Origin of the sequence: Lysobacter sp. GX 14042 (assembly GCF_021390425.1) — a bacterium.
Lineage (GTDB): Bacteria > Pseudomonadota > Gammaproteobacteria > Xanthomonadales > Xanthomonadaceae > Novilysobacter.
Window position 1 is genome coordinate 1 of record NZ_JAJUWY010000008.1, and the last position, 13,803, is coordinate 13,803.

8 protein-coding genes are annotated in these 13,803 nt (G+C 69.6%); 2 read left to right on the forward strand and 6 right to left on the reverse strand.

Annotation, left to right across the window (positions count from 1 at the left end):
* Nucleotides 1-7: 7 nt before the first annotated feature.
* Nucleotides 8-1,519, reverse strand: a complete 1,512-nt coding sequence (locus LY625_RS10985) for an acetyl-CoA hydrolase/transferase family protein (RefSeq protein WP_233740254.1) — start codon at nucleotides 1,517-1,519, stop codon at nucleotides 8-10.
* A 215-nt stretch (nucleotides 1,520-1,734) separates the two neighbouring features.
* Between LY625_RS10985 and LY625_RS10990 the strand changes: the two genes are divergently transcribed.
* A complete protein-coding gene (locus LY625_RS10990) occupies nucleotides 1,735-3,873 on the forward strand; it encodes a bifunctional diguanylate cyclase/phosphodiesterase (protein ID WP_233740255.1) in 2,139 nt (712 codons plus the stop codon).
* Here LY625_RS10990 and LY625_RS10995 read toward each other — a convergent pair.
* The 5 genes from LY625_RS10995 to LY625_RS11015 all read right to left on the reverse strand — a co-directional run bounded on the left by LY625_RS10995 (nucleotide 3,803) and on the right by LY625_RS11015 (nucleotide 10,843).
* Complete coding sequence (locus tag LY625_RS10995) at nucleotides 3,803-5,617, reverse strand: DUF885 family protein (RefSeq protein ID WP_233740256.1); 1,815 nt, start codon at nucleotides 5,615-5,617, stop codon at nucleotides 3,803-3,805. The genes LY625_RS10990 and LY625_RS10995 overlap by 71 nt on opposite strands.
* Nucleotides 5,618-5,719: 102 nt before the next feature.
* Nucleotides 5,720-7,723 carry a bifunctional serine/threonine-protein kinase/formylglycine-generating enzyme family protein gene (locus LY625_RS11000; protein ID WP_233740257.1) on the reverse strand — a complete coding sequence of 668 codons (2,004 nt, stop codon included), beginning with the start codon at nucleotides 7,721-7,723 and terminating at the stop codon, nucleotides 5,720-5,722.
* 104 nt (nucleotides 7,724-7,827) lie between these two features.
* A complete protein-coding gene (locus LY625_RS11005) occupies nucleotides 7,828-8,283 on the reverse strand; it encodes a DUF4442 domain-containing protein (RefSeq protein ID WP_233740258.1) in 456 nt (151 codons plus the stop codon).
* A gap of 1 nt (nucleotide 8,284) precedes the next feature.
* The gene (gene trxA, locus LY625_RS11010; RefSeq protein WP_233740259.1) at nucleotides 8,285-9,163 is read right to left on the reverse strand and encodes a thioredoxin; all 879 of its coding nucleotides are present in this window, start codon (nucleotides 9,161-9,163) and stop codon (nucleotides 8,285-8,287) included.
* Between the two features lie 66 nt (nucleotides 9,164-9,229).
* Complete coding sequence (locus LY625_RS11015; RefSeq protein WP_233740260.1) at nucleotides 9,230-10,843, reverse strand: GGDEF domain-containing protein; 1,614 nt, start codon at nucleotides 10,841-10,843, stop codon at nucleotides 9,230-9,232.
* 186 nt (nucleotides 10,844-11,029) lie between these two features.
* Here LY625_RS11015 and leuS point away from each other — a divergent pair, with 186 nt between their 5' ends.
* Nucleotides 11,030-13,795, forward strand: a complete 2,766-nt coding sequence (gene leuS, locus LY625_RS11020; RefSeq protein WP_233740261.1) for a leucine--tRNA ligase — start codon at nucleotides 11,030-11,032, stop codon at nucleotides 13,793-13,795.
* Nucleotides 13,796-13,803: the final 8 nt, after the last annotated feature.

Consider the following 13,803-nt stretch of genomic DNA (forward strand, 5'->3'; position numbering starts at 1 on the left):
GCTTTATCTACGCCTTCATGGACCCGGTCCGCACGAAGCGCTCGTGCCACGACAGCGCCTCGCCCAGCAGGTGCGGGGTGTGCTTGCCGTAGCTCTCGCGGCTGGCGCGGTCGAAGTAGTCCTGCAGCAGCGGCTTGAAGTCCGGGTGCGCGCAGCGCTCGATGACCAGTTTCGCGCGCTGCTTCGGTGCCAACCCGCGCAGGTCGGCCAGCCCCTGCTCGGTCACGATCACCATGGTGTCGTGCTCGGTGTGGTCGACGTGGCTGGCCATGGGCACGATGCCCGAGATCTTCCCGGCCTTGGCCGTGCTCGGTGACATGAAGCACGACAGATAGCCGTTGCGGGCGAAGTCGCCCGAGCCGCCGATGCCGTTCATGATCCGGCTGCCGGCGATGTGGGTGGAGTTGACGTTGCCGTAGATATCGGCCTCGATCATGCCGTTCATGGCGATGCAGCCCAGCCGGCGGATCAGTTCCGGATGGTTGGAGATCTCCTGCGGGCGCAGCAGGATGCGCTTGCTGTAGAACTCCACGTCGGCATTGAACGCCTCGATGCCCGCCGGGCTGAGCGAGAACGAGGTTGCCGAAGCCATCCGCAGGGTGCCGTTCTTCAGCAACTCGAGCATGCCGTCCTGGATCACTTCGGTGTAGGCGGTCAGGCCCTGGTAGCCGGCATCGGCCAGGCCCAGCAGCACCGCATTGGCGATGTTGCCCACGCCCGATTGCAGCGGCAGCAGGCGGTCGGTCAGCCGGCCGCGCCTGATCTCGTGGGCGAAGAAGTCCATCAGGTGCCCGGCGATCTGCCGCGAGGCCTCGTCGGGCGGGCTGAAGGGGGAGTTGCGGTCCGGCGCGTCGGTCTCGACCACGGCGATCACCTTGGCCGGGTCCACCCGCAGGTAGGGCTCGCCGATGCGCTCGTCGGGCCGGGTCATCTGGATCGGCTTGCGGTTCGGGGGCAGGGCGGTGCCGTAGTAGATGTCGTGCATCCCGTCCAGCGCCTCGGGCTGCCAGCGGTTGACCTCCACGATCACCTTGTCGGCCAGGTCCAGCCAGGTCTTGTTGTTGCCGACCGACGAGGACGGGATCAGGCGTCCGTCCTCCAGGATGCCCGCGGCCTCGATCACCGCCACGTTGATGTCGCCGAAGAAGCCGAACCAGGTGTGCTGGGCGACGTGGCTGAGGTGGATGTCGATGTAGTTCAGGGTGCCGGCGTTGATCCGCTCGCGCACGTTGGGGTCGGACTGGTAGGGCAGGCGCAGCTCCATGCCCTCGACCCGGGCCAGTGCGCCGTCGAGTTCCGGCGCGGTGGAGGCGCCGGTCAGCACCTTGATCCGGAACGGACTGCCTGCCGCGGCCGCCTTCTCCATCCGTGCCGCCAGCGCCTGCGGGACCGCCTTGGGGTAGCCGGCGCCGGTGAAGCCGCTCATGGCGACGGTCATGCCGGGCTGGATCAGTTCCGCGGCCTGCCCGGCCGACATCAGGCGCTCTGCCAGGCCGGCGTGGCGGATGCGTTCGTGCATGGAATCGGGTCCTGCGTGGGGGATGGACCTGATTCTATCGCCCGCCCGCAGCCCGGGTAAGCGGAGCACGGAGAGTGTTGACGATCATGAACAGCGCGTAGCCCGGGGGAAGCGAAGCGCTCCCGGGACAGGATCCACAACCGGGACGCGGGCGTATAGTCACCGCCCCGCTGGACCACACCCCGTCGTACGGTCCCCGGAAGACGAGTTCCCCCATGCTTCCCAGTTCCCACGACGACCTGCTGGTCGTTGCATCGCTCGTTGTCGCGATCCTCGCGTCCTTCACCGCACTCAACATGGCATCCCGGGTTGCCAGCAGCAAAGGGCGTGCGGCGCGGCTCTGGCTGCTGGGTGGCTCGATCGCCATGGGACTGGGCATCTGGTCGATGCACTTCATCGGCATGCTGGCCTTCAGCCTGCCGATCGAACTGGGATACGACCTGGGGCTGACCGCGGTTTCATTGCTGGCCGCCATCGCCTCGTCGGCTTTCGCGCTCTGGCTGGTATGCCGGCGCACGCTGCCCGTCCCACGGCTCGTCCTCGGTGCCCTGCTCATGGGCGCCGGCATCGCCACCATGCACTACCTGGGCATGGAGGCGATGCTCATGTCGCCGGGCATCGTCTACGTCCCGGCATTCTTCGTGCTGTCGGTCGTCATCGCGGTGCTGGCATCCGGTGCGGCGCTCTGGATCGCCTTCCGGCTGCGCAGCGGTGGGCGGCACGCACGCCATGCCCGGGTCGGCGCCTCCCTGGTCATGGGCTGCGCCATCGTCGGCATGCACTACACGGGCATGGCCGCGGCGCGGTTTCCCGAAGGCAGCATATGCGGTGCGGCCAACAGCGGTATCGATGCCAACTGGCTGGCCGTGCTGGTCATCGTGGTGACGCTTGCGGTCATTGCCATTGCGCTGGTCGTGTCGATGCTCGACGCGCGCACCGCCAGGCTTGCGAGCTCGCTCGACCAGGCCAACAGCGACCTGCTCCGGCTGGCGCTGCACGACAATCTCACCGGACTGCCCAATCGGGTCCTGTTCGAGGACCGCCTCGAGCAGGCCATCCACAAGTCACAACGCGACGCGACCTGTTTTGCCGTGCTGTTCATGGATCTCGACGGGTTCAAGGCGGTGAATGACGTGTATGGTCACCATGCCGGTGACGAGCTTCTGGCCGGGGTGGCGCAGCGCATCCTGCGGACCAAGCGTGGAGGGGACACGGCCGCGCGCCTGGGTGGCGACGAGTTCGTGCTGCTGCTGGGAGCGGGCGAACCCGAGGATGCCGCGGCGCTGGCACAACGCCTGGTGGACGAGATCGTGGCGCCCTACACGATCAGGGGAGCACCACTGACCGTGTCGGCCAGCATCGGCATCGCGGTGCATCCGTCGGACGGCGCCACGGCACACCAGCTGATGGTCAACGCCGATGCCGCGATGTATCACGCCAAGGAGCAGGGGCGGAACGGTTACTGCTTCTTCGAAAGCGCCATGAACACGACTGCGCACCAGCAGCGCCAGCTGCACCAGGAACTGATGCGGGCGCTGGAGCGCAAGGAGTTCCGGCTGCATTACCAGCCCAAGTTCATCGCTCCCAGCGGCCCGGTCACCGGTGTCGAGGCGCTGTTGCGGTGGGAGCATCCCGGGCAGGGGCTGCTCCCGCCCGATCGCTTCCTGCCGCTGGCGGAGCGCACCGGCCTGATCGTGCCGATCGGTGCATGGGTGATCGACGAGGCATGCCGGCAGATGCGGAGCTGGCAGGAGCAGGGACATGGCGACTGGACCGTGGCGGTCAACCTCTCGACGGTGCAGCTCTCGCACTCCGGGCTGGTCGACAGCGTGCGCGATGCCCTGACGCGGCACGCCCTGGATGCACGCCATCTCACGCTGGAAATCACCGAGTCCACCGCCATGCGCGATGCGGAGGCGAGCCTTGCCATTCTCGAGCAGCTGGCGCAGCTGGGCGTCAACATCTCCATCGACGACTTCGGTACCGGCTACTCCAGCCTGCTCTATCTCAAGAGGCTGCCGGCGAACGAGCTGAAGATCGACCGCGGGTTCGTCACCGAACTGGCGCAGGGCAACGATGACGCGGCGATCATCTCGGCCATCATCGCCCTCGGCAAGACGCTGGACATGAAGATCGTCGCGGAGGGAGTGGAGAGCCGCGAACAGCAGGAACTGCTGACGCGGCTGGGCTGCAACACATTGCAGGGCTACCTGCTGGGTCGTCCCATGGCGCCGGAACGGCTGACGCAGATACTGGCGGTACCCGTGTCGGCCGCGCCCCGGATCAGCCCTGCGCCGCGATCCAGCGATCGATCTTGGCTTCCAGCACGTCCAGTGGCACCGAGCCGTCCTTGAGCACCTCGGCGTGGAACTCGCGCACGTCGAAGTCCTCGCCCAACGCAGTCTCCGCGCGGTCGCGCAGCTCCTGGATCTTCAGCTCACCGAGCTTGTAGGCGAGTGCCTGACCCGGGATGGCCATGTAGCGCTCGGCCTCGGCGGTGGCCTGGGTCTCGCTCTCGGCGGAGTTCTCCAGCATGTAGGCGATCACCTGCTCGCGGGTCCAGCCCTTGCTGTGCAGGCCGGTGTCCACCACCAGGCGGATCGCCCGCCACAGTTCGTTCTGCAGGTAGCCGAAGTAACTGTAGGGATCGGTGTACAGGCCGACGTCGCGACCCAGCGACTCGGCGTACAGCCCCCAGCCTTCGATGAAGGCGGTCTGCCCGCCAAAGCGGCGGAACGCCGGCAGGCCGGTCAGCTCCTGCTGCAGGGCGATCTGGAAATGGTGGCCGGGGATCGCCTCGTGCAGGAACAGGTCCTCGGCGTCCCAGGTCTTGCGCGTGGGCAGGTCGTAGGTGTTGACGTAGAAGATGCCGGGACGGGTGCCGTCCTCGCTGGGGCTCATGTACGAGCCACCGGCAGCCGACTGGGCGCGGAACGGCTCGACCGGACGGATCTCGAACGGCGCCTCCGGGGTGAGCGAGAACTGCTCGCCCACCCGCTCGTCGACCTTGTGCTCGAGTGAGCGGTAGTACTCCAGCAGCGCCTCCTCGGACTCGAAGGTGAACTGCGGGTCGTTCTGCATGAACTGGAAGAACTCCTGCAGCGAGCCCTGGAAGCCGACCTGTTCCATGACCTTGTGCATCCCGCCGTGGATGCGTTCGACCTCGTCCAGGCCGATCTGGTGGATCTGCACCGGCGACAGGTCGGTAGTGGTCGACATCCGGACACGATGGGCGTACCAGGCCTCGCCGTCGGGCAGTGCGTCCAGCCCGGCGCTGTCACGGGCGTGCGGCAGGTATTCGTCGGCGATGTACCGGCGCAGTTCCCGGTAGGCGGGCATGAGCTGCCGCTCGATGAGCTCGCGGTACTCGCCGGTGATGCGCTCGCGCCCGGCGGCGTCGATGCCCTCCGGCATCTCCGCCACCGGGCGCCAGAACAGGGTGTCCTCGGCCCGGTCCCTGATCAGCGCATCGAGCTGCGGGAGCACCTTCTCCATCAGTGCGCGCGGCTGCACGACGCCGGCCTCCACGCCCTGCTTCATGTTGGCGATCGCCTGCTCGAACAGCACCGGAACCTGCGAGGCACGCGTGCGCCAGTTGTCGTAGTCCTCGACCGTGGCGAATGGCTGGGCACCGGTACCGGAGCCCAACTGCACCACGGTGGAGGCGATGTTGTAGAACTGGTTGACCGGCTGCATCCAGCCGGGGAACTTCTCGCCCTCCAGTTCGTCGCGCAGGTCGCCGGTGAAGATCTCGTAGCTCAGCAGGGCCTGGCCTTCCAGCCCGTCGGGGCCTACGGCCTCCACCTGGGCCAGCCAGCGCTGGGTGAACGCATGGCTGCGGTCGCGGAAGTCCTGCGACAGGAAGTTGGGAAGCCGGTCGTTGTAGCGCGGGTCACCCTGGAACGTGGCCGCCAGCGGGTTGAGCTCGAGCATCTCCTCCCAGTAGGTGGCGTACAGCGCGTCGAGGCGCTCGGCCTTGGCCGACGCCTCCTGCGCACTGGTGGTACCGGAAGCCGGGGGCGCGTCGTTCGCCGCGCCGCAGCCCGCGAGTGCGGCGGCCAGGGCGAGTGCAAGCAGGGTGCGGGTGGCGCTGGTCAAGGGGGGGCTCCTGTCTGGCCGGTGCGGCGGCGGATTCCCGAAGCCTCGCCGGCCAGGCAGGTCGCCAGCATGGGCCAAAGGTCACCGCCGCCGCGACCGGCCTTACAGTTCGCGCACCAGGCGGAATCCCACGTCGTCGTAGCCGCGGCCGGAATCGAGCAGGCGCTCGGCCTCGTCGCTGCGCCACGAGGAGCCCGAGACGCGCCGCTGCTGGCAGTCGCTGCCGCAATCGGCCAGCCACAGCGACAGCGGCCGGCCACTGATTTCGGGCGCGAGGCTGCGGGCATCGGCCGTCGTGGGCAGGCGGTAGCGGTGGCCGGTGTGCCCGCTGTACCACTGGCCGTAGGCCTGGGCATCGTCGAGCGAGATGCAGACCACCGGCTCGTCCTCGTCCTGGCCGAATCCCGGATCCCGCCAGTCGCGCGGGGAGAGCACCCGCAGCACCGAGCCGCGCAGTCGGCAGCGGCCGGATTCACGCCCGGTCTCGGATACGAAGCGCGCGTATTCGGCGCGGCTGACCGGTCGCCGGCTGATCGCGATCCCGCCATCGGCGACCACCGCGCCGGCAGGATCGCCCGGCAGCGGCTGGCCGCGGCGCGGCACCCTGGACGCCTTCGTCGCCAGGCCGTCGATCAAGTCCTGCGGAAGCGCCAACTCACGTGCCAGTTCAACCGCCCGCCCGGCCGCGGCGGGGTCCGCGTTCGACGCGGCGCTGTCGATCCTTGCCGCCAGCCGGTCCCCGGCCTGGCGCCACAGCCTCGAACCATCCTCGCCGGGGCCACCGGTGAGCCCATGCAGGCGGTCGATGCGCCCGGCATAGTCGATGGCGCGCTCGTTGCTGCCGCGGTCCAGCGAGGCCAGCAGCTCGGCGCCCAGCAGCCCGGCAAGCTCGCCGGCGACCGCAACCACCTGTGGATTGCCCGGTTCGGCCTCCCAGGCCCGCAACACGCTGTCGTGGGCATTGGCCCCCGCCGGCGTCGTCAGGTCGCGTGCGCGCATCTGCTGGCGTGCCTGCTCCAGCGCCAGCTGCACCGGCGCTTCCCTGAGCGGCTGGAGCATCGCCTCGATGGGATCGGGGGACAGCTGGAGGGGGTTTCCCGGCGCTCCGGCCACCAGGAAACCGCCGGCATCGCGTCCGTTGGCCAGCAATACCCCGGTGACCACCAGCGCGGCCAGCAGGGGGACGCCCCAGGCCATCCGCGGAACCGTGCGCAGCCGGGTGCCGCCGCGCTCCGCCATGGCCGCAAGGCGCGGCCAGCGCCGCCGGCGCTCGACCCGGGCCAGCTTGGCTTCCATCTCCGCGGCATCGGTGAACCGGTCCACCGGGACCTTGGCCAGCGCGTGGTTCATGAAGCGCTGCCAGTGGCGGAGTCCGGGCGGCAGCCGCGGGATCGGGTCCTGCGCGTGCATCACCGCCATGGACAGCGCGTCGGCGGCACGGAAGGGGAGTTCCCCGGTGAGCATCTCCCAGGCCAGTACCCCGAGGCTGTACAGGTCGGCGCGGCCGTCGACCTCCTCGCCACGGGCCTGTTCCGGCGCCATGTAGGCGGTACTGCCGACGGCGAGGCCGGCGGCGGTGACCCGCGGGCCGTAGCCCCGTCGCAGTGCGACCCCGAAGTCGGCCAGCAGCGGCCGCTCGGTATCGTCGAACAGGACGTTCTCGGCCTTGACGTCGCGGTGGACCACGCCGCGCGAATGGGCATAGCGCAGCGCCGACAGCAGGTCCCGCAGCACCGCGACCACCCGCTTCTCGTCGGCAGTCCCGTCAGGCAGGAGGAAGCTGCGCTGGCCCAGGTGGCCGCGCGGCAGGTAGGGCATGGCGTAATAGGGCAGCCCGCCGGTGGTGCGGCCGAGTTCGTGGATGCTCACCACGTGGGGATGTTCGAGGCGGGCGATGGTACGCACCTCGTTCTCGAACCGGCGCCGGCTGACCTCGTCGCTCAGGGCATGGGGCGCCATCACCTTGACCGCGACCTGGCGCGGTGGTGAAAGCTGTTCGGCGAGGAACACGGTGGACATGCCGCCGTGGTTGAGCGCACGCAGCAGCCGGTAGCCGCGGATCTCCGGCATCGGCGTCAACGACGGTTCGGTGTGCACGGACGACATCGCGGCCCCCCTGCCTCGCGACGATCAAGCATACCGCCACCCCGGCGGGGGCGGGCGAGCATTTCGCGAGTCTGTGACCGCGGCGCGTTAGGGGCGGGTGAAGGTCACGGACGGCGGTCGCGCTTGAGCCGCACGTACAGCTGCTTGCGCACCTTGGCGACCACTTCGCCGTCGCTGTCGCGCACCTCGGTGTCGAACCAGCGCAACGCCTTGTCGCCGCCGGCCGTGGCATGGTGCAGCTCCTCGATCACCCGCGGCTCCAGGGCGAACTCGGCGTGCACGGTGCCCCGGCCGGGGCGCACGAATTCGATGCTGCCGGCCTGGTCCCAGACCAGGTGGTCGCGGCCGATGTTGTTCAGGACCAGCAGCATCCAGAACGGGTCGGTCATGGCGAACAGACTGCCGCCGAAGTGGGTGCCGACGTAGTTGCGGTTCCAGGGCCGCATGCGCAGCTCGACGCGGGCATGGCGGTAATCCTCGTCGAGCCGGGTGACGTGGATGCCGGCGGCGAGGAACGGCGGCCACAGGTTGATTCCGTGGCGGAACAGGCCGGCCTTCATCTCAGAACAGCAAAGCCGACATCTTCCTGCGGTAGCTGCCGACCAGCGCCGGGTCGTCGATGACCCGGAAGGCATCGATCAGGGCCTTGCGCGGCAGGCCGCCGTCGAACTCCCGGTCCTGGCGCAGCATCTCGATGAACTGCTCCAGGGCCGCTTCGGGTTCGCCGGCCAGCAACTGGCGGACGCCGAGCAGGTGGCGGGCGCGCAGGTCGCCGCCGTCGGCGGCGATCGCCTGCTCCAGCGCGGCGGCCGGCGGGGCATCCTTCAGCGCGGCGGCGAAGTCCAGGTGCGCGCGGGCGTTGCGGGTGCGGTCGTCGGTCGCCAGGTTGGCCGGCAGGCCATCGAGCAACTGCGCGGCCTCGGCCGGGTCGCCGGTCTGCAGCAGCGCCAGCGCGAGGTCCAGCCGGAGCTCGGCGTTGTCCGGGTTGGCGGCGGCTTCCGCGCGCAGGCGCGCGGCTTCGGCCACCGGATCAGGCGGCGTGGCGGGGGCCGCCCCCTCGAGAGCATCAGGGGAAGCCGGGGCCGGCTCGATGCCGTGCCGCTGCAGCATCTCGCGGATCGCGCCCTCCGGGGCCACGCCGGGGAAACCGTCGAGCACCTCGCCGCCGCGCAGCAGGAACACCGTGGGGATGGAGCGGACCTGGAAGGCCGCGGCGACCTGCGGCTCCGCGTCCACGTCGACCTTCGCCAGCACGAAGCCACCGTTGTACTCGCCGGCGAGCTTCTCCAGCACCGGGCCCAGTTGCTTGCACGGGCCGCACCATTCGGCCCAGAAGTCGACCAGCACCGGGACCTGCAGCGAGCGCTGCAGCACCTCGGCCTCGAAGGCCTCGGTGGTGACGTCGAGAATGTGCGGCGAAGAGGTGTTTTCCGGAGTCATCTGCCTGCCTGCATGCGAATTCGAAGAGCGACATGGTGCCGCAGCAACGGCTTTGCAACCCGGCCCTCAGGCCGCTTCGACCCGGTCGCGGCCACCGGCCTTGGCGCGGTAGAGAGCGGCATCGGCCGCCTCCAGCAGTTCGCCCGGCGTGTTGCCGCTGACCGGTGCGGAGGCCACGCCGATCGAAACCGTCGCCGGACCGAGCTGCTGACCCATGTGGGTGATGGTGGTGGCCGCAACCGTGGCGCGGACCTGTTCCGCCCGTGCCATTGCCATGGCCGCGTCGGTTTCGGGAAGCACCAGGGTGAACTCTTCGCCGCCATAGCGGCAGGCGATGTCTTCTTGGCGGACCTGCGAGGCGAGCACCCCGGCGACCTTCTGCAGCAGGGCGTCGCCCGCCGCATGGCCGTGGGTGTCGTTGAAGAGCTTGAAATGGTCGACGTCCAGCATCAACACCGATACCGGCAGTCCACGGCGGCGACAGCGGGCCAGCTCGCGCTCCAGGCTCGTTTCCAGGTAGCGGCGATTGAACAGGCCGGTCAGCGGGTCGCGCAGTGACTGCTGGCGCAAGCTCTCGCGAAGCTGGAGGTTGACCATCGCCAGGCTGAGCTGCTCGCCGACCGTCTCCAACAGGGCAGTGTCATTGTCCGTCCGGCCATCGTTGCCCAGCGCGCTGGCGTGCAGCAGGCCCAGGCTGTTGCCTTGGGCGACCAGTGGAACGCACAGCGTCCACACACCGCTGCCCGCCGTGGGCCGGTCGATATGCCGGCAGGTCACGTGCCCGTGCCGGTCATCAGTGCGGTGTGGTTGGCCACGGCGTAGCGCCCAGCAGTCGTCCGGACTCAGCACCTCGGCGCTGGCAGCCACTGGCGTGCCGAAGGTCGCCACCACCTCGGCGAGGTTGCGCGAGGCGTCCAGGGCGTAGCAGTGGCCTCCGGCGTGCGGCAACAGGTGCTGCAGCAGCGAAGTGGTGAGCTCGAAGGCCTCCGGTAGCGTCTGGCAGCTCTGCAGCAGGCCGGTATAGCTGCCGAGCAGCCGGTGCTGCTCGGTGACCCGATCGCGCTCGACCAGCGAAGCCTCCATTTCGAGCGCGGCGTTCCGGGCCTCGCGCTCGAGCCGCCGCGAGCGCCGGTTCTCGCGCAACAGACCCTGCAGCAACAGGGTGAGCACCACCAGTGGCAGGACGATGCCGAGCACTACGAAGCCGGTAAGGCGACCGGTGCGCTCGTCGATGATGGCGCGGCGCTCCAGCAGCAGTTCCTCCTCGACTTCCAGGATGCGGGTGGCCGCCTCGCTCGTGCGCGCGGTGGTGCCGGCACGCACGTCCCCGGCCAGGGCAGCGTCGGCGCTGGCGCCACCGGTCTCGCCGTCGGCCAGGGCAGTCAGTTCCTGCAGCCGGTACTCGATCAGCTCCTGCCATTGCAGCACCCGCTGGTTCTGGGGCGGGTTGTCGGTGGTGAGCCTGGCGAGTTGTGCGGCCTGCTCGCGGACGTCGGGTACCAGTTCGCGGAGTTCGGCGTAGAGCGCCGGCGCGCCGGTGCGGCGATAGCCGCGGGCCGCGCTCTCGGCACTGCGCAGGTGGCCCTGCGCGGTGTTGAGCGCGACCAGCACCCGGTAGGAGTGCTCGACGCGGTCAACCCCCTGGCGCAGTTCGGTCAGGCCCCAAGACCATGCCGACACCGACCGCCAGGAGCAGCCCGGCGGCGAACAGGAGGGCGGGATAACGCAACGGACGCAGGCGGGACACTCGCGGGTGGCCTCCAGGATTTACGCGGGGCGGCAGTGTAGGCACACGGATGTGTATGAATGGCGGGCGTGGCGTGCGCTGGGGTAGGCTTTCCGATCCCCCGTCACCGTGTGCCAGCCGTGTCCAGCCAAGCCCCAGTTCCCTCCAGCTCCGCCGAGGCGCACGGCTATGCGCCGCATGCGCAGGAGGCCGCCGCGCAGCAGTTCTGGGACCGCACCCGGGCCTTTGAAGTGGACGAGGCCTCCGGCAAGCCCAAGTACTACTGCCTGTCGATGCTGCCGTACCCGTCCGGGGCGCTGCACATGGGCCACGTGCGCAACTACACCATCGGCGACGTGATCAGCCGCCACAAGCGCATGACCGGCTACAACGTGTTGCAGCCGATGGGCTGGGACGCCTTCGGCCTGCCGGCCGAGAACGCGGCGATCAGGAACCACACCGCGCCGGCCAAGTGGACCCGGGCCAACATCGGGCACATGCGCGCCCAGCTGCGGCAGATGGGCTATGCGATCGACTGGTCGCGCGAGTTCGCCACCTGCGACCCGGACTACTACGTCCACGAGCAGCGCATGTTCGTGCGGCTGATGAGGAAGGGCCTGGCCTACCGCAGGAACTCGGTGGTCAACTGGGATCCGGTCGACCAGACCGTGCTGGCCAACGAGCAGGTGATCGACGGCCGCGGCTGGCGCACCGGCGCGCTGGTGGAAAAGCGCGAGATCCCGCAGTGGTTCCTGCGCATCACCGACTATGCCCAGGAGCTGCTCGACGGGCTGGATGCGCTCGACGGCTGGCCCGACGCGGTCAAGACCATGCAGCGCAACTGGATCGGCCGCTCCGAGGGGCTGGAGATCCGCTTCGACGTGCGCGACGCCGACGGCAACGCCGCCGATCCGGTGACGGTGTTCACCACCCGCCCCGACACCCTGATGGGGGTGACCTGCCTGTCGGTGGCCGCCGAGCACCCGCTCGCGCTGGCCGCTGCGCGCGGCAATGGGGAACTGTCGGCCTTCGTCGCCGAACTGCGCCGCGGCGGGGTCAGCGAAGCCGAGCTGGAGACCCAGGAAAAGCGCGGCATGTTCACCGGCTTCTACGCGCTGCACCCGATCACCGGGGAGGAGCTGCCGGTGTTCGTCGCCAATTTCGTGCTGATGAACTACGGCACCGGCGCGGTGATGGCGGTGCCGGCGCACGACGCGCGCGACTGGGAGTTCGCCCACGCCCACGGGCTGCCGATGAAGCCGGTGGTCGCCTCGGCGGCGGTGCGCGACGCGCTGGAGGAAATGCGCCGCGACGTGGGCGGCAACCACAATCCGATGACCAGCGCGCTGGGCAAGGCCGGCTCGATCGACGCCTACGACACCCGCGCCGCGGTGCAGGTAGTCGAGGACTTCATCGCCGCCATCGACGGGCAGGGCGCGCACACCGAACGTGGCTGGCTGTTCAATTCCGGGGAGTTCGACGGAATGGACTTCGACCAGGCCTTCGCCGCGATCGCCGCCCGGCTGGAAGCCGAAGGACGCGCCACCCGCAAGGTCAACTTCCGCCTGCGCGACTGGGGCGTCAGCCGCCAGCGCTACTGGGGCTGCCCGATCCCGGTGATCTACTGCGACGCCTGCGGCGCGCTCCCGGTGCCGGAGGACCAGTTGCCGGTGGTGCTGCCCGAGGACGTGGAGTTCAGCGGCATCGCCTCGCCGATCAAGGCCGACCCCGAGTGGCGCAGGACCACCTGCCCGCAGTGCGGCGGCGCGGCCGAGCGCGAGACCGACACTTTCGACACCTTCATGGAGTCCAGCTGGTACTACGCGCGCTACACCTCGCCGGGTGCCGCGCAGCAGGTCGACGCGCGCGCCAACCACTGGCTGCCGGTCGACCAGTACATCGGCGGCATCGAGCACGCGATCCTGCACCTGCTGTACTTCCGCTTCTACCACCGGCTCCTGCGCGACGAGGGCCTGGTGGACAGCGACGAGCCGGCGCGCAACCTGTTCACCCAGGGCATGGTGGTGGCCGAGACCTTCTACCGCGAAGGGCCGAACGGCTCGAAGGACTGGATCGCCCCGGCCGAGGTGGAGGTGCAGCGCGACGGCAAGGGCCGGATCAGTGGCGCGACGCTGCGCGCCGACGGCCTGCCGGTGCAGGTCGGGCACGTGGAGAAGATGTCCAAGTCGAAGAACAACGGCGTCGACCCGCGGGTGATGGTCGAACGCTACGGCGCCGACACCGTGCGGCTGTTCTCGATGTTCGCCGCCCCGCCGGAGCTGTCGCTGGAATGGAACGAGGCCGGCGTGGAGGGCATGGCGCGGTTCCTGCGCCGGTTCTGGCGCGAGGTGGCCGTACATGCCGCCGGCCCGCAGCCGGAGCCGCTGGACGTGGCCGCGCTGGATCCGGCGCAGAAGGCCCTGCGCCGCCAGCTGCACCAGGCGATCACCAAGGTTGGCGACGACTACGGCCGCCGCCACGCGTTCAACACCGCGATCGCCGCGCTGATGGAACTGCTCAACCACGTCTCGCGCTTCGGCGACGACAGCGGGCAGGGGCGGGCGGTCAAGCGCGAGGCACTGCAGGCCATGGTGCTGATGCTCAACCCGGTGACCCCGCATACCAGCCATGCGCTGTGGCAGGTGCTCGGCCATCCCGAGACCCTGCTCGAGGACGTGCCTTTCCCGCAGCCGGATCCGTCGGCGCTGGAGCAGGACGCGGTGACCCTGGCGGTGCAGGTCAACGGCAAGCTGCGCGGGACCATCCAGGTGCCCGCCGCCGCCAGCCGCGAGGCCGCCGAGGCGGCCGCCCTGGCCGAGCCGAACGTGGCGAAGTTCCTGGAGGGCCTGGCGGTGCGCAAGGTGATCGTGGTGCCGGGCAAGATCGTGAACATCGTCGCCGCCTGACCCGTGGC

Coding starts and splice junctions, on each gene's coding strand:
- LY625_RS10985 (WP_233740254.1), bottom strand. CDS start 1,519: ATGCACGAACGCATCCGCCACGCCGGCCTGGCAGAGCGCCTGATGTCG.
- LY625_RS10990 (WP_233740255.1), top strand. CDS start 1,735: ATGCTTCCCAGTTCCCACGACGACCTGCTGGTCGTTGCATCGCTCGTT.
- LY625_RS11000 (WP_233740257.1), bottom strand. CDS start 7,723: ATGTCGTCCGTGCACACCGAACCGTCGTTGACGCCGATGCCGGAGATC.
- LY625_RS11005 (WP_233740258.1), bottom strand. CDS start 8,283: ATGAAGGCCGGCCTGTTCCGCCACGGAATCAACCTGTGGCCGCCGTTC.
- trxA (WP_233740259.1), bottom strand. CDS start 9,163: ATGACTCCGGAAAACACCTCTTCGCCGCACATTCTCGACGTCACCACC.